This is a genomic window from Undibacterium sp. WLHG33 (assembly GCF_049544815.1).
In the GTDB taxonomy this organism is placed as follows: Bacteria; Pseudomonadota; Gammaproteobacteria; order Burkholderiales; family Burkholderiaceae_D; genus Undibacterium.
Genome location: NZ_CP186697.1, coordinates 2,628,616 through 2,644,560, shown reverse-complemented (window position 1 = coordinate 2,644,560; position 15,945 = coordinate 2,628,616). Strand labels below are relative to the sequence as shown.

Sequence of the window (15,945 nt, the reverse complement as noted above, 5' to 3'; positions counted from 1 at the left end):
AGCATGAAAAAACAGTTAAAAAAAATAGCTAAGCCGCGCTTACTGATCATTGGTTGCGGCGATGTCGGTATGCGTCTGCTGCCATTATTGCGTGCGCATTTCCGTATTTTTGCCGTTACCAGTCAGCCTGCGCGTTGCGCAGAGCTGCGTGCAGCGGGGGCGGTACCGGTAGTCGCTGATCTGGATCAGCCGCATACGCTGAGGCGTCTGTCCGGACTGGCACCGCGTATCCTGCATCTGGCGCCACCGCGATCTGACGGCGTGACTGATGTCCGCAGCCAGAATTTGAGCGCCATTTTACCCGACAAGAGCCGTCTTGTTTATGTCAGCACGACCGGCGTGTATGGCGATTGCGCTGGCGCAAAGTTTGATGAAACCCGCCCAGTCAAGCCTCAAAATGCACGTGCCGTGCGGCGCGTAGCGGCAGAACAATGCCTGCGACGCTGGGCGAAACGCAGCCAGTCCACCTTAGCGATTCTGCGGGTGCCGGGCATTTACGCTGCGGATCGTTTGCCGCTGGAGCGCTTACAAAAAGGCACGCCAGCATTGATCAGCAGTGATGACGTGTACACCAATCATATTCATGCGGACGATCTGGCGCGGCTGATACGGCTGGCCTTATTTCGTGGTTCGCCGCAGCGCGTGTATCACGCGGTGGACGACAGCGATATCCGGATGGGTGATTATTTTGATCTGGTGGCTGATGCATTTGCGTTGCCGCGTCCGCCACGCCTGCCTCGTGCTGAATTGCAAAAGCAAGTCTCACCCATGCTGCTGTCATTCATGTCGGAATCGCGCCGCCTCGAGAATCAGCGTATCAAACATGAGCTGGGCGCACGCTTGCTGTATCCGCAGGTACGCGATGGTGTTTTTGCGGCTGTCAAACTACGAGATTAGTTTTATATCAGCGATGAGGTGACTTTCAGAATTTCATCGGCAGTTGTCAGGCCTTCAACGATTTTGTAAGCACCGGCAATGCGCAAGGGCTTCATCTCATCCTTGATACTCTGCGCACGTAAGGCATGAATATCGGCGTTTTCCGTGATCAGCTTACTGAATGGCAAAGTCACGGTCAGCAACTCATACAGGCCGGTACGCCCCAGAAAACCGGTCTGACGGCATTCCGGGCAGCCGACAGGGCGATAGACAGTCTGTGGTTTCGGTATGCCCCAGTCTTCGACCAGCGTTTCCCAGATCGCATCCTGAATCTCGCCGTCAGCGACTTTGCAATGCACGCACAAGGTACGCACCAGACGTTGTGCCAGAATGCCGATTATCGTTGCCTCCAGCAGATAATAAGGAACGCCGAGTTCCAGCAGACGCATGATGGCAGATGGGGCATCATTGGTGTGCAGAGTAGAGAGTACCAGATGGCCGGTCAGTGCGGCCTGCACCGCCATTTCTGCGGTTTCCAAGTCGCGTATCTCACCGACCATGATGATGTCAGGATCTTGCCGCATCAGTGCGCGTATGCCATCGGCGAAGTTCAGATCGATTGATGATTGCACCTGCATCTGATTGAACGAGGCTTCCACCATTTCTATCGGGTCTTCGACAGTACAGACATTCACATCGGATGTGGCCAGTGCTTTGAGTGTGGTGTACAGGGTTGTGGTTTTTCCTGAACCGGTTGGCCCGGTGACGAGAATAATACCGTGTGGTTTCTTGGTCAGATTGTCCCAGCGTTTCGCATCGTTCAGCGGAAAACCTAATTCCGGCAAGGTCTTGACCACGACATCCGGGTCAAAAATACGCATTACCATTTTTTCGCCGAACACGGTAGGCAGCGTTGATAAACGCAGCTCGACTTCCTGACCATCGGCAGTGCGGGTTTTGATACGACCATCCTGCGGACGTCGTTTTTCAATCACGTCGATACGACCAAGCAATTTGATACGTGCGATCATCGCGATCATGACGGTTGCCGGCACCTGATACACCTGATGCAGCACACCATCAATACGGAAGCGGATCACCGCCATATCACGCTTGGGTTCGAGATGAATATCCGAGGCGCGCTGATCAAATGCAAATTGCCACAACCAGTCAACGATATTGATAATGTGCTGATCATTCGCATCGACTTGTTTATTCGACTTACCAAGTTCAACCAGCTGCTCGAAATTTTGTCGCAGGCCGAGGTCATTACTGCTGGATTTGCGCGCATCTTTAATCGATTTCGCCAGTGAAAAAAACTGCACAATGTATTGTGAAATTTCCAGCGGATTGGAGAGTACCAGACGTATTTCCTTACGCGAAATCCGCGCGATTTCATCTTGCCATTCCGTGTTGTACGGGTCAGTCGTAGCGACAACGACCGTGTTGGCATTCGATTCGACAGGCAGAATATTAAAGCGCGTCGCATACGTTGATGACATCACGTCAGAGACGGTGGTGAAATCAATTTTTAAAGGATCGATACGGTAAAACGGCAGGTGCACTTTTGCCGCCGCCCATTCGGTCAGCCAGTCCAGTGTCAGCTGCGTATGCGGTGCTTTTGCCGAAAGCAGTTTGCATTGCGCGGTGGCTGTCAGCGGATGCATGGTTGACGGCCCGTTTTTCAAAATACCTTGCGCCTCATTGTATTTTGCTTTGGCGTCCTCTTTGAGGATCAGACCATCCGCCATCAACCAGGTGAAAATTTGTTGCAGATCTAAGCGGCGCTGGGCTTTTGGATTCATTTTCTTTGGCTGATTTGATTGGTTGTGGGCAGGTGTCTGGCGCAAAACTATGTCGGATCGCTGGCTGCTTTTAAGCCGTTGACCCAGGATTTTGTCGGTAACTTGGTCGCCGCTTTGATCTCATTGGCCCGCTCATATAATGCAGCAAAGTCAAACTGTTGTTTCTGTTTGAAGGCAACCGCAACGACGTTACCGTCATGTACTTCCGGCAGACATAAAACTTCAGTAAAGGCAAAGCGCAGGGCTTTCAGATTGCGTGCATAACTCGGGTGGTCACCGAATAAATTGACGGTCAGGATGCCGTTGTCTTTCAGGCAGGCTGCGCACGACTGATAAAACTCTGCTGTGTCCAGTACCGGCCCTTTGGCGGTCGCATCGTACAGATCTACCTGCAGCGCATCGATGGTATTGAGATTATTTTCATCATTTACAAAATCGAGTGCATCCATTTCGATGACATTCAGTCTGTCGTCATTCACAGGCAATTTGAACATGCTTTCGCAAATCGCGATCACAGAGGGGTTCAGCTCAACGGCGGTAACACGTGCGGTCTCAAACTGACGATAGCAGAATTTTGTCAGCGCACCGGTTCCGAGACCAAGCTGAACGATATGTTGCGGTTCAGGATTAAACAGCATCCAGATCATCATCTGCTGTGCGTATTCGAGTTCGATGGCATCCGGCTTGCGCAAGCGCATCGCGCCTTGCACCCATTCGGTACCGAAATGCAAAAAGCGTACACCATCGAGTTCTGACAGTGTGACTGGCGCGAATTTAGGTTTGCGTGGAGATTTTTTAACGGCCGCAGCCTTGGGGCCGGAGCGATGATTGGCTTCGGCTTCTATGGATTTACGTTTGATTAGCATAGCGCTATTTTACCTTTTGCTTTTGTATCTAAAACAGAATTCATGTAAAAGTTTGTCGCGCTATGTGACAGTAGCGACAAATAAAATGTGGCGGTGGTGATTCAGTTGATGATCTGCTGCCAATCGCGTGCTTTTTCTGCGAAAGAGCGCATCGCATTGGCCGGCGAAGAAGAGGGCAGCACCAGCGTTTGATAGCCTTGCGTCTGAAACCAGTTTTGTATTTTTGCTGCTGTTTTACCATTAAAGCAAACCCGCCTGAGCTGCGGATAGTCGCGCCGCAATGTGGCAAAATCATTTAACTCCCCGTCGCGTATTGCCGCATCCAGGCTGCCCTGACGCACGCAATGACGGAAGATGTCCCACAGTCCTATCCCATGCGCCAACAGCATTTCCAGTTTTTGCGGATACTCACAAACGACCAGATCCTGTTGCAACACAACTGACAACAGTCGCCAGAACTGATTGTGGCGAAACGCATAATATTGCTGCGCATCCAGTGAGGCTTGTCCCGGAAAACTCCCTAGAATCAGGGTATGCGTGGTCTCATCGATGACAGGGGGAAATCCCGATAAAATTAGTTGACTCATTTGCTGATTTTTTTTTCATTCTTACAATAAGAAGCGGTGAAATTCGCGCTTTTTCTGCTTATTTTGATTTATCTTCGCTCTGTTTGAAAACTGATCAGCAAACATTATGACGCATGGCTATACTATTGTGTATGTCACTCAGTGCCATGGAGCCAATGCCGCGAGAGAAACTTTCTGTTCGCCGTGCTGTCTCAGGTATGCAGAGTGTGATCATAGGTTGTAATGATGTTTTGATGAATATGGAGATCGCAATGAAAAAAGTATTGATACTGACTGCTGTGGCGCTGCTGAGTGCTTGCGCGCAACCAAATAATTCTGGCAGTGTTTATCGTGCCAGTCAGACGCAGAATGAGCAAAGTGTACGCATGGGCTATGTGGAATCGGTACGCGACGTGACCATCGATAAAGGGCAGACCGGTGTTGGAACTGCTGCGGGTGCGGCGCTGGGTGGTATTGCTGCCGGCTCCAATATTGGCGGCGGTAACGGTTCAATAGCAGCTGGCATAGTCGGTGCGGTGGCTGGTGGCCTGATCGGCCAGAAAATCGAGCAAAGCAACAGTCAGAAACGCGGCCTCGAAATTACAGTCAAACTTGACAGTGGTGAGCTTAGAGCGATTACGCAAGACGCCGATGAATTGTTCCGCGTCGGCGAAAGAGTGCGCTTGTTGTCGAACGGACGCACGACGCGTGTGACACATTAATACGGTTGTTTAGTTGACCCGTCGTTAATACAGCGAGCAAAACGGCCAGATTCGCTGGCTGTTTTGCCTTAGCGGCGCACAAAGAACGCCTTCATCCTTTCACTTCCGCTATCGTAGTGGGTCGGGAAACGCATGTGTTTTGTACATAACGACGCGCGCCATCAGCGAACACAGAATGAAGTAAAGATGATGACCTGCTGCTTGATTTGAATCAGGAGAAAAAAATGAAAAAATTTTATCTGGCTCTGCTTACAGCGGGCGCACTGACATCCCCTGTGTATGCGGGAGAAGTCAGTATCACCTGGCAAACACCGGAAAAATATACGGATATACGCCCATCCAGCGAAACCCGCGAGGCATTTCAGGAGCGCGTGACGAAAGAGCTGGGTCAGGTGTTTACCGATCTGGCAAAAAAGTTACCGGACGATGTGAAGTGGGAGATTACTGTTACTGATGTTGATCTGGCGGGCGATGTTCATCCTATGATGCGTGGCACGGCGAACGACATTCGCGTTATCAGAGAAATTTACTGGCCGCGCATGTCGCTCACTTATCGTATGACCGATGGTAAGGGAGTTGCGATAGCCGAAGGCACGGAAGATATCAAAGACATGAATTTCATGATGGGGATGCATATTCCTTCTGGCCATACGAGCTTTGAATATGAAGAAAAAATGTTGCAAGACTGGTTCAGAAAACAGCAGCGGGACAAGAAGTTTCCGACGAAGTGACATTTCTGATTTGAGTGACGGTACGGACATTGTCCGCGCATTGTCAGCTCAATAGCTGGTCAAACAACAAACACTGTTGATAGTAAAAATCCCGTTCATTGGAATGAACGGGATTTTTTTTGAAGCGACGGTTTAACGTTGCCGTATTTTTTACTTACTCAACAGCATTTCATTGAGACGTTTAACAAAGCTGCTTGGGTCACTTAATGTACCGCCTTCGGCCAGCAAGGCCTGGTCGAACAGGATGTGTGACCAGTCGCTGAATTTGGCTTCTTCGTATTTCAGCTTTTGTACCAGCGGGTGATCCGGGTTGACTTCCAGAATCGGTTTGGATTCCGGTGCAGCCTGACCAGCCGCTTTCAGCATACGGGCCAGATTGCCGGAGAGGTCATGCTCATCGGCCACCAGACAAGCTGGAGAGTCGGTCAGACGGAATGTGACGCGCACATCTTTGGCCTTATCGACCAGTGCCGCTTTCATTTTTTCGACCAGATCTTTGAACTCGGTTTCGGTTTCTTCGTGCTGTTTTTTCTCGGCTTCATCTTCGAGCTTGCCGAGATCGAGGCCGCCTTTGGCAACAGAAGCCAGTTCTTTGCCTTCAAACTCAGTCAGGAACGACAACATCCATTCATCGACGCGATCCGTCAGCAATAAAACTTCCACACCTTTTTTGCGGAAAATTTCCAGATGCGGACTGTTTTTCGCAGTCGCATAGCTTTCTGCGGTCACATAGTAAATCTTGTCCTGACCTTCTTTGGCACGCGACAGGTAATCAGCCAGTGAAACGTTTTGTGCATCGTTATCGTTGTGTGTGGAAGCGAAGCGCAGCAGTTTAGCGATGCGGTCTTTGTTGGTCGCATCTTCACCGATACCTTCTTTCAGTACCTGACCAAACTCTTTCCAGAATGTGGCGTACTTGTCTTTCTTCTCTTGTGCATCATCGCCGTCAGCATTGGCGAGGTCTTCCAGCATACCGAGCACGCGCTTGGTCGAGCCATCACGGATCGCTTTGATATCGCGACTTTCCTGCAGAATTTCACGCGACACATTCAGCGGCAGATCGTTCGAGTCGATCACACCTTTGACGAAGCGCAGATAGACCGGCATCAGCTGCTCGGCGTCGTCCATGATGAACACGCGTTTGACGTACAGCTTGATACCGCCGCGCTTGTTGCGATCCCACAGATCGAACGGCGCACGAGCCGGGATGTACAGCAATTGCGTGTAGTCGCTGCGGCCTTCAACACGATTGTGCGTGTGCGCCAGCGGGGCGCTGAAGTCATGCGAAATATGCTTGTAGAACTCGTCGTACTGTTCTGCTGTGATATCAGATTTGCTGCGTGCCCACAAGGCGCTGGCCTGATTCACGGTTTCCAGTTCGTCGCGCATTACCTGTTCTTTTTTCTCTGCATCCCACTCTTCTTTCTGCATTTTGATCGGCAGAGAAATATGGTCAGAGTAAGTGCGGATGACAGACTTCAGTTTCCATGCAGACAGGAATTCATCTTCGCCTTCACGCAAGTGCAGGATGATGTCGGTACCACGGTTCGCCTTGGCGATCGTTTCAACACTGAAATCGCCTGAACCTTCGGATTCCCAGCGCACGCCTTCGCTGGCGGGTAAACCTGCGCGACGGGATTCAACGGTGATGCGGTCTGCCACGATGAAACCGGAGTAAAAACCGACACCGAACTGGCCGATCATGGCAGCATCTTTTTGCTGATCGCCTGAGAGTTTGCCGAAAAATTCTTTGGTGCCGGATTTGGCAATCGTACCCAGATGCGCAATCGCATCTTCTTTGCTCATACCGATACCGTTATCGGAAATCGTGATTGTGCGGGCGGCTTTGTCGAAACTGACTTTGATACTCAGTTCAGCATCATCTTCATATAAGGCGGCGTTGTTGATGGCTTCAAAACGCAATTTGTCGGATGCATCAGACGCATTCGAAATCAGTTCGCGCAAGAAAATTTCCTTGTTGGAATACAAGGAGTGAATCATCAATTGCAATAACTGTTTGACTTCGGCCTGAAAGCCCAGAGTTTGTTTTTCTGACATATTTTTCCTCAAAGATTTCAATATTGTGATGATCTGGTCACGCTGATTCCCGTGCAGACGTGGGCGGATAATTCGCTCCCCCTGAAATGAGGCTGATTGCGGTGATTTCAAGGTCTGCCTCAGTGTGCACCGCAAACAAGCAAAAAATTGCATTTTTATAAATCTTCACTACACTCACAGGCATGTCGCTCGTTTTTGAGTTCTTTCTGTAAGGAATAAAAAATGCGCCAATTGCTTTTCCGGGTCACGATTTTTGCCTTATTTTTATTGACGGCATCGTCTGCGAGTGCTGTCCGTCTGTATCTGACCGAGGTTGCACCGTTTGCATTTATGGTCGAAGGCACGAGCCGTTATGACGGTATCAATATTCGTATTGCGAATGAACTGCGCAAGCGCACCGGTATCCAGCTGGATGTTGTCGTGGTGCCCAGTCCGCGACATGTTGTGTTGTTTCCTGCTGATACTGAGGCGTACAGCATTTCTCACCGTGAAAATTTCACGGATGATGACGGCCTGATCCTGGCAGAGGTAACGCAGTATCCGGTCGTGGTGGTTGCTAAAAGCGGCACTGCGATGACGAGTTTTGACGACGTGATTGCGCAATCGCAGGACAAGGGAATAGGCATGTTACGCCGTATGACCTACGGCACGTTTGGTCAGGATGAACGGGTCAAGAAAGTCGATATCAGCACGCTGGAAAATGGTTTGCGCATGCTGGAAGTCGGGCGTATCTCGGGCGTCGTCGGAAGTTTACCGGGAATTCTGGCGGCGGCCGAAAAAATTGGCGGCAAGCATTTGATTACTTCACGACTGGTGATTACGCACGGCACTCATGTACTGCGCGTCCGGCCCGATTTTGCCCTGAGCCGCAATTCCAGAATGCTGACTGCGGCATTGGCGACAATGCGCAACGACGGTACGATCGCCCGCATCATGAGCGATTTTCTGAATGATCCGAAAGCCGGTATTCCGCGTAACAAGTGACAGTAAAACCTGCATCAGCATATCTTCGCAGCCGTTACAGAGCATGAAATATACTCCCGGGAGTATATTTTGATCGCCTTTGTTTATAAGGAGATGAAGCGTAAATCGAAGGATACTCCCCCAAAAACCTCTTTTGGGGAGCGAAGACGGGCTTGCGCGTGTGCTTTTTCCAGTTCTTTCTCAGGGGTGTTTTTAGCTGTGCTGATGTTTCTTTTTGCCAGCGTTGATAAGCGACGATGTATCCCGCCAAACTTGGCAGAAAAATTTTCTGAATTTCATTTTTCTTTCCCTAAAGACAACGTAAAATGCGGCACTGAGCCAATACCAATCCGGTGTTGCAAACGACGACGTTGACTTTTCATTTATGCCTTTTCGCTGTTACCCGGAATCACTCGCCGGCCACTTTTCGCCCCGGCTTTTGCCTTTGCTGCTGAGCTTGTCAGTGATGTTGCCGGATATTGCGAGCGCAGCGGATGAAGAAAAACGGGATCAGCAAAAAACTGAAAAACCTGCCGACAAAGTACAAAGTGTTGAAGTGTCCGGCCCCGGCGCTGCCAGCCAGCGGCGCAATGACACCGCGGCAAAAATTGTTGTCGGGCGTGACGAACTGCTGCAATTCGGTGATACCGCCATCGCTGACGTGATGAAGCGTCTGCCCGGCGTATCCGTGGTCGGCAGCGACATCCGTATGCGCGGTCTGGGGGCGGGCTATACGCAAATCATGGTGAATGGCGAGCCGGTACCGGGTGGATTTTCTATCGACAGTTTGTCGCCGGATCTGATCGAACGTATCGAAATTATGCGCACCACGACGGCAGAATTCAGCGCGCAGGCGATTGCCGGCAGCATCAACATCGTGCTGCGCAAAGGTATTTCCCGCGCAACCAGACAGCTCAAACTGACCGCCAGCTATATTGATGGTACGACAGCGCCGGGTGCCACGCTAGAATTCGCAGATAAGAATGCTGGCTTGTCGTATTCGCTGAATGCAAACCTGAATCAGAGCCGCAACCGCTCAGAACCTGTGACCACAGAAACGATACGCGATGCCGCCGGGAATCTAACGGACTTGCGCCAGTTTCATGAACACATAGAATTCAAGACCAATAAAATCAGCCTGGCACCACGTCTGAACTGGACGATGGCAGATGGCGATCAACTAACCTCACAAAGCCTGCTGGAATTCAGTCAGAGCACGATGTCTGGGCGCAATGCCGAAACGACTTTGTCCGGTTCTTCGTCAACGTATCCACGCAACGATTACCGCTCCAGCGCCGACATTACCGGCATCCGCAGCGATCTGAGCTGGAATCATCGTTTCAGTCCGGATGCACGGCTCGATAGTAAGCTGGGCCTGAACTACAACAAGCGTGTCAGTGATTATTATTTCGATGGCTATTCAACGACCGTGAATTCACCGTTCATCCGTAATGTGGTGTCAGATGCGATTGATCAGAGTCTGACCGCCAGCGGAAAATATCTGTGGCGTTTTAATGACGAACACAGCCTCGCCTTCGGCTGGGATGGCGGGCTGATACGCCGTAGCGAACAACGCCTGCAATACGATCACAACGCGCCGGGCAGTGCGCCCGGCAGCATAGCTTTTCTGGATGAAAATTACCGTGCTGACGTGCGTCGTCTGGCCTTATTCGCGCAGGATGAATGGGATATTTCGCGCCAGTGGCAAGCGTATCTGGGGCTGCGCTGGGAAGGCTTGCGCACCGCGATACAAGGCCGCACGATGGTGGATACCAACACCAGTTCCAGCGTCTGGAGCCCGGTCATCCAAACCTTGTGGAAATTACCGGGCACAGAAAAAGATCAGCTGCGGTTTGCCTTGTCGCGCACGTATAAAGCACCGGTGACACGCAATCTGGTGCCGCGCCGTTACACCGTGAATAACGCCAATGGCCCGACCAATTCCGACTTCCAGGGCAATCCCAATTTGCTGCCGGAACTGGCGTGGGGCATGGATGTCGCTTACGAACATTACTTCGACAAAAGCAGCATGCTGAGTATCTCCGGCTTTGCCCGTCGCATACAGAATGTCACTACATTTCAGTTATTTCGCCAGAACGGTGAGTGGGTGACGTCGCCGGATAATCAGGGTAAAGCGCAAGTGGCTGGGGTAGAAATGGATGCAAAATTTCCGCTGGCGCTGTGGTTCGCACAGGCACCCGCTATCGATATTCGTCTGAATGCGGCACGTAACTGGTCGCGTCTCGACAGCGTGCCGGGACCGGATAATCGCCTGAGCAGTCAGGTGCCGCTGACCGCGAATCTGGGCATGGATTATCGTCGCACCGATACACACAGCATGGGCCTGAATTTCAATTTTCAGGGCGGCGGCCGGGTGCAGAATTCTGCCTTACTCAGCAGCTATACCAGCGTCACACGCATGCTCGATCTTTACAGCCTGTGGAAACTGGCATCCGGCACGCAACTGCGCGTATCGCTCACTAATGCGCTGCACCAGACTGCGGTAGCGGATGACACTTATATGAATCAGGGCAGTCAGACGAGATCGGTTGCAACACCCCGGCAAACCGGCGTCAGGTTGTTGCTGGAAAAAGTATTGTGATGCATGGCGCTATATGTAAATTACCGCGACAAATTCATTAATAAAATAACTCAGGTCATTGATGTTACGGCGCATATTAAAAGCGAAAGCATCAACAGATCTTCCCAGTTGTAATTGTAGTAATGTATCAATTGTTATAATTGTTTTGACAGTTGTTGTCACCGTCACGGTCACCGGCAGTTCGCTGGACGCTGTTCCTGATCTGGTTCGTCAATCGGATCAATGTCTGTGTATGCATCCTGATTGGAGTGAATATGATGTCGCAATTTTTACCGCTGTTTTTACATCGCCCTTTACTGACGGTCGTAATGGCGACGTCCGCTGTTCTTGCTGGTTGCGGTGGCGGTTCTTCAAGCCCGACCGTGACACCTGTCATCACCCCAGAAGTGCCGAACCCGGTTGGCGCGGGGCATTTTGAGGCTGCGACGTTTATACAGACGATTAATGCAGCAGATGTTGCTGCAGCGCTGAATAAAGATGTCGCTGCCGCAATCAGACCGTTGTATGCCGTCGATACCTACAAAATTACCTATACCACTTCCGACGCGGCAGGGCGCAGCGTGACTGCGTCTGGTCTTGCGGCTATTCCGCGCAAGACCGGCGGCCTGACCAGTCCGGTATTAAGCTATCAGCACGCAACCATTAAAACGGACGCGGAAGCACCAAGTAACCATGCTACGGCGGACGAGCCAGCGGTATTGTTTGCTTCGCTGGGTTATCTGGTCAGTGCCGCCGATTATGTCGGTTACGGGACTACCAAAGGATTACCACATCCGTATTTGCTGGCAACGCCAACGGCGGTTTCCGTCGTCGATTTCATGACGGCGACTTCGCGCTGGCGTCAGATGAAATCCATCGCTGACAACGGTCAGGTGTTTTTAACGGGCTATTCAGAAGGGGCTTACGCATCCATGGCGACATTGCGTTTCATGACGCAAAACAGGGCAGCAAATGCCAGTTTGCCAGTCAGTACCTATATCGGTGCTGGTCCCTACGACGTGGTACTGACGCTGAATACGATGCTCGATAGTGTGCGTAAAGAAAATCCGCTTCTTGGCGCGCTGATCAGTCCGGGGTTTCTGAAACTGCTCGGCGCTAATGACAGAGCGAATGTGCGTAAGCTGCTGCTCTCCTCGGTTCTGGGTAGTCAGAGTGACATCAGCTTTGATCCGACATTTCTGGATAATTTCCTCAACGATGACGATGCCAGCATTCGACTACAAAGTAATGTGAATGACTGGACGCCGCAATCACCGATTCAGTTTTTTCACGGGCGGGACGATACGACGGTGCCTTATGCCAATACGGAGTCCGCATTTCAGGCGATGACAAATCGGGGCGCAACATCTCTGTTGGAACGTACGGATTGCCCGGCAAAACCGTCGGAGCATATTGCTTGCGTCCCCTCGTTTTTGATCAATGGCACTACGAGACTGGGTGGAATGGCGCGTGGTTTATAACCGGCGTGTAGTAGCTGATGCCTGCAAAGACCACCGCTGTTGAATCAGCGTCGGCACAATAAAAAAGCCGCAGATGAACTGCGGCTTTTTTTACATCAATGGATGCAAAACGCGTGTCCGGCAGATGCTTAAAGGCGCTTGATATTCATACTGCCCGCTTTGTCTTCGACTTCAAAACCGAGCGCATGTAATTCAGCGCGCAGACGGTCGGCTTCGGCCCAGTTTTTCGCTGCGCGGGCGGCCAGGCGTTGCTCGGCGAGGTTTTGTACTTCGGCAGGAATTTCCAATGCACGCGGTTCCCAGCTGGCGAGCCCGAGTCCAAAGACGCGATCAAATTCAGCCACAGTCGCTTTTTTATCGGCATCGCTGAGATCTGATTTCAGCATTTCCCAGACCAATGCCAGTGCGCGTGGCACGTTCAGATCTTCATTCACAAACGCGGTGAATTTTTCTTTGAATCCGGCATTCACGCTGCCGCCTGCGGGCCATGCATAAAACGTGTCACGCAGGCGTTGCAGGGCGGTTTGCGCAGACTGCAAGGCCTCGAAGCTGAATTGCATCTGGCTGCGGTAATGTGCAGTCAGACACAGATAGCGATACGCGAGCGGGTCAATATGCTGATCGAGCAGGGTTTGCAGACGCAGGAAATCGCCGCTCGATTTCGACATCTTGCCGGAATCGATTTGCAGGAAATAACCATGCATCCAGAAGTTCGCCAGACGCGTGCCGTGGCAAGCCTGATTCTGCGCGATCTCATTGCTGTGATGAATCGCGATGTGGTCTTCGCCACCGCAATGAATATCGAACCACGGTGTCAGATATTTGGCCGACATTGCAGAGCATTCGATGTGCCAGCCAGGAAAACCGCGTCCCCACGGACTATCCCATTCCATCTGGCGCTGTTCGCCTTCAGGGCTGAATTTCCACAAAGCGAAATCGGTCGCATGACGTTTTTCACCCAGCTCCACGCGGCTGCCGGCCTTGATCGCATCGCGTTTGATGCGCGCCAGATAGCCGTAATCATCCTGCTTGCTGGTGTCGAAATAAATACCGTCGCTGGTGCGGTAGGTATAGCCGTTTTTTTCTATGCAGGAGATGAAATCAATCTGCTCGGCAATGTGGTCGGTTGCCTTGCACCAGATCGCTGGTTCCTGAACGTTCAGGCTGTTCAGATCTTTCTTGAAAGCGATCGTGAAACGCTCAGCGATCTGCCATGCAGATTCACCGGCTTTGCGGCTGCCTTTTTCCATTTTGTCTTCGCCATCGTCACCATCCGACACCAGATGGCCGACGTCAGTGATGTTGATGACGTGGCGCACGTTGTAGCCATTCCATTCCAGCGTGCGGCGCAGAATGTCTTCAAACAGATAGGTGCGCAGGTTGCCGATGTGAGCGTAGTCATACACGGTCGGGCCGCAGCAGTACAGCCCCACCCAGTCATTGCGCAAAGGGGTGAAAGGGCGCAGGCGGCGTTCCCAGTTATCGTAAAGAAGTATGTCCATCGTTGTGTGCAAATGAATAGAGAGAAGAATAAAACGGTGTCATGAAACCTGGTGCTGCGGTGTCGGTACTGTCAACACCGGCGGAAAATCGGGCAGATTCAACAACAGCAGCAACAGCCAGTCGCAGACGTGCTGAAGGCAGAACAAATCTCTGTCAGTTTTTCAGCAATGCGTTGCGTAAAAGGCATAATTTGGGTGTGGAATAGTTAAAAAGCAGGGTGAGAATGTAGCATAGATATGCTCTGACAGCCTAATCGCGCAAGCACTATCGTGTCATGCCCCTGCGCTGATGCTGATAACGCCGGCAGGCATCGCCCCGCCGCAAAGAGCAGGGCGATGCCATGCGTTTTTACTTTAATTCTTTTTTCAAAAAATCCCAGATACCGGGGTCGCTCATGGCGGCGATATTGAAACGCATTTTTGTCGATGGCATCTGGTGCGGTGAAAACAGGCTGCCCGGCGTCAGCAGATAGCCTTGTTCAAAAGCTTTTTCTGTCAGTTTGTTGGTATCAACGCCGGTTTCTGCCCACAGAAACATGCCAGCCGGTGTGCGGTAATCAACTTTGATGCCGATATTGTCGAGTCGTTTGGTGATGTCGTCGCGCACGCCGTCGAGTTTGACGCGGATGCGGTCAACGTGTTTGCGGTAATGGCCTTCTGACAAAATTTTATACACCACGCGTTCGCCGATTTCTGTGGTTGTCAGGGTCGATAACATTTTGCGATCGGACAGCCGCAGCGCAAGTTCCGGCGAGGTGGCGATAAAGCCGACGCGTAAATTTGCTGCCAGCGTTTTGGAAAAACCGCTCAGATAAATCACGCGGTTAAGCTGATCGAGCGCGGCAATTCTGGTCGCAGACTGCACCGCCGCACCGGGATGCATGTCGCAGTAAATATCATCTTCGACGATCATGAAATCATGTTGTTCAGCCGTCTTCAATACCTGAAATGCTTTTGCCGCCGACAGTGAGGTCGAGGTCGGGTTATGCATTACCGAATTGATGATGTAGAGCTTGGGCTTGTGGATGGCGGCCAGTTCCGCGAGTTTCGCCACGTCCGGCCCGTCTTGCAAGCGTGGTATGCCAATCACTTTGGCGCCGAGTATCGCGAACGAACCGAACATCAGAAACCAGGCCGGATCATCGACAAAGATGGTGTCGCCGGGACGGGTGAATTCGCGTGCCACCAGATCCAGCGCCTGCGTCACGCCAGTCGTCATGACGATCTGCTCCGGTGCAGCGGCAATTTCCAGCTCGGCGAGTTTCAGTTGCAACTGCTGCCGCAGCGGCAGGAAACCTTGTGGAATTCCGTAATGCAGCAGCAAATTCTGATTCAGCCGGCTGATCGCGCGCAAACCATTCGCGACCAGTTCACCATCGAGCCAGTCGTGCGGCAGAACGCCGGAACCGGGCATTTTTTGCGGCGGTAACTGGCGGAACATATTGCGTACCAGCCACACCACATCGAGTTGTTCTGATGCCGCTGCCGTTTGCGGATTGGCCGGGGTATTCGTCAGCATTGAGGCGCGTTCGCGCACAAAAAATCCGGCACCGCGACGTGATTCCAGATAGCCCTTTGCGACCAGACGATCATAGGCTTCGACCACCGTAAAACGCGAGACATTCTGCTCATCGGCGAACTGGCGTATCGACGGCATACGCGCGCCGGTCCGCAATAGTTTGTCATCGATGCGGTTGGCGACGGCGGTGACGATTTGTTCGACCAGCGAACTGTCCGCATCACGGGAAATATAAAACATCGGCGTTGGCATGAAGTGTCTCCTGCGGGCAATCA

The 15,945-nt window shown here is 51.7% G+C and carries 12 protein-coding genes; 6 read left to right on the top strand and 6 right to left on the bottom strand.

From position 1 onward, the window contains the following. Nucleotides 1-3: 3 nt before the first annotated feature. A complete protein-coding gene (locus tag ACOTSW_RS12110; RefSeq protein WP_423679341.1) occupies nucleotides 4-897 on the top strand; it encodes an SDR family oxidoreductase in 894 nt (297 codons plus the stop codon). Nucleotides 898-899: 2 nt separating this feature from the next. Here ACOTSW_RS12110 and ACOTSW_RS12105 read toward each other — a convergent pair whose 3' ends face one another. The 3 genes from ACOTSW_RS12105 to ACOTSW_RS12095 all read right to left on the bottom strand — a co-directional run bounded on the left by ACOTSW_RS12105 (nucleotide 900) and on the right by ACOTSW_RS12095 (nucleotide 4,122). Then, complete coding sequence (locus ACOTSW_RS12105) at nucleotides 900-2,681, bottom strand: GspE/PulE family protein (protein WP_423679340.1); 1,782 nt, start codon at nucleotides 2,679-2,681, stop codon at nucleotides 900-902. Between the two features lie 47 nt (nucleotides 2,682-2,728). Further along, nucleotides 2,729-3,547 carry a spermidine synthase gene (locus ACOTSW_RS12100; protein WP_423679339.1) on the bottom strand — a complete coding sequence of 273 codons (819 nt, stop codon included), beginning with the start codon at nucleotides 3,545-3,547 and terminating at the stop codon, nucleotides 2,729-2,731. A gap of 101 nt (nucleotides 3,548-3,648) precedes the next feature. Further along, complete coding sequence (locus ACOTSW_RS12095) at nucleotides 3,649-4,122, bottom strand: DNA-deoxyinosine glycosylase (protein WP_423682308.1); 474 nt, start codon at nucleotides 4,120-4,122, stop codon at nucleotides 3,649-3,651. A gap of 263 nt (nucleotides 4,123-4,385) precedes the next feature. Between ACOTSW_RS12095 and ACOTSW_RS12090 the strand changes: the two genes are divergently transcribed. Together ACOTSW_RS12090 and ACOTSW_RS12085 are read left to right on the top strand one after the other, a co-directional pair. After that, complete coding sequence (locus ACOTSW_RS12090) at nucleotides 4,386-4,835, top strand: glycine zipper 2TM domain-containing protein (protein ID WP_423679338.1); 450 nt, start codon at nucleotides 4,386-4,388, stop codon at nucleotides 4,833-4,835. 224 nt (nucleotides 4,836-5,059) lie between these two features. Then, the gene (locus tag ACOTSW_RS12085) at nucleotides 5,060-5,566 is read left to right on the top strand and encodes a DUF3016 domain-containing protein (protein ID WP_423679337.1); all 507 of its coding nucleotides are present in this window, start codon (nucleotides 5,060-5,062) and stop codon (nucleotides 5,564-5,566) included. Nucleotides 5,567-5,716: 150 nt separating this feature from the next. Here the strand turns inward: ACOTSW_RS12085 and htpG are convergent, their stop codons facing one another. Next, a complete protein-coding gene (htpG, locus tag ACOTSW_RS12080) occupies nucleotides 5,717-7,624 on the bottom strand; it encodes a molecular chaperone HtpG (protein ID WP_423679336.1) in 1,908 nt (635 codons plus the stop codon). 222 nt (nucleotides 7,625-7,846) lie between these two features. On the opposite strand from htpG, the gene ACOTSW_RS12075 reads away from it, so the two are divergent. The 3 genes from ACOTSW_RS12075 (at nucleotide 7,847) to ACOTSW_RS12065 (ending at nucleotide 12,649) form a co-directional block, all read left to right on the top strand. Continuing rightward, nucleotides 7,847-8,608: a substrate-binding periplasmic protein gene (locus ACOTSW_RS12075; protein WP_423679335.1), complete on the top strand. Its 762-nt coding sequence runs from the start codon at nucleotides 7,847-7,849 to the stop codon at nucleotides 8,606-8,608. A 364-nt stretch (nucleotides 8,609-8,972) separates the two neighbouring features. After that, nucleotides 8,973-11,189, top strand: coding sequence for a TonB-dependent receptor plug domain-containing protein (locus ACOTSW_RS12070; RefSeq protein WP_423679334.1), 2,217 nt, complete (start codon nucleotides 8,973-8,975; stop codon nucleotides 11,187-11,189). Nucleotides 11,190-11,446: 257 nt separating this feature from the next. Beyond that, the gene (locus ACOTSW_RS12065; protein ID WP_423679333.1) at nucleotides 11,447-12,649 is read left to right on the top strand and encodes an alpha/beta hydrolase family protein; all 1,203 of its coding nucleotides are present in this window, start codon (nucleotides 11,447-11,449) and stop codon (nucleotides 12,647-12,649) included. A 128-nt stretch (nucleotides 12,650-12,777) separates the two neighbouring features. On the opposite strand, the gene cysS is transcribed toward ACOTSW_RS12065, so the two are convergent. Both cysS and ACOTSW_RS12055 read right to left on the bottom strand, forming a co-directional pair. Beyond that, nucleotides 12,778-14,151, bottom strand: a complete 1,374-nt coding sequence (gene cysS, locus ACOTSW_RS12060; RefSeq protein ID WP_423679332.1) for a cysteine--tRNA ligase — start codon at nucleotides 14,149-14,151, stop codon at nucleotides 12,778-12,780. A 349-nt stretch (nucleotides 14,152-14,500) separates the two neighbouring features. Continuing rightward, a complete protein-coding gene (locus ACOTSW_RS12055) occupies nucleotides 14,501-15,922 on the bottom strand; it encodes a PLP-dependent aminotransferase family protein (protein ID WP_423679331.1) in 1,422 nt (473 codons plus the stop codon). Between the last annotated feature and the right edge of the window lie 23 nt (nucleotides 15,923-15,945).

Excerpts from the sequence above, each read along its gene's own strand:
- ACOTSW_RS12055 (WP_423679331.1), bottom strand. The coding sequence starts at position 15,922 with ATGCCAACGCCGATGTTTTATATTTCCCGTGATGCGGACAGTTCGCTG.
- ACOTSW_RS12065 (WP_423679333.1), top strand. The coding sequence starts at position 11,447 with ATGTCGCAATTTTTACCGCTGTTTTTACATCGCCCTTTACTGACGGTC.
- ACOTSW_RS12075 (WP_423679335.1), top strand. The coding sequence starts at position 7,847 with ATGCGCCAATTGCTTTTCCGGGTCACGATTTTTGCCTTATTTTTATTG.
- ACOTSW_RS12110 (WP_423679341.1), top strand. The coding sequence starts at position 4 with ATGAAAAAACAGTTAAAAAAAATAGCTAAGCCGCGCTTACTGATCATT.
- ACOTSW_RS12090 (WP_423679338.1), top strand. The coding sequence starts at position 4,386 with ATGAAAAAAGTATTGATACTGACTGCTGTGGCGCTGCTGAGTGCTTGC.
- ACOTSW_RS12100 (WP_423679339.1), bottom strand. The coding sequence starts at position 3,547 with ATGCTAATCAAACGTAAATCCATAGAAGCCGAAGCCAATCATCGCTCC.
- ACOTSW_RS12105 (WP_423679340.1), bottom strand. The coding sequence starts at position 2,681 with ATGAATCCAAAAGCCCAGCGCCGCTTAGATCTGCAACAAATTTTCACC.
- htpG (WP_423679336.1), bottom strand. The coding sequence starts at position 7,624 with ATGTCAGAAAAACAAACTCTGGGCTTTCAGGCCGAAGTCAAACAGTTA.
- ACOTSW_RS12070 (WP_423679334.1), top strand. The coding sequence starts at position 8,973 with ATGCCTTTTCGCTGTTACCCGGAATCACTCGCCGGCCACTTTTCGCCC.
- ACOTSW_RS12085 (WP_423679337.1), top strand. The coding sequence starts at position 5,060 with ATGAAAAAATTTTATCTGGCTCTGCTTACAGCGGGCGCACTGACATCC.
- cysS (WP_423679332.1), bottom strand. The coding sequence starts at position 14,151 with ATGGACATACTTCTTTACGATAACTGGGAACGCCGCCTGCGCCCTTTC.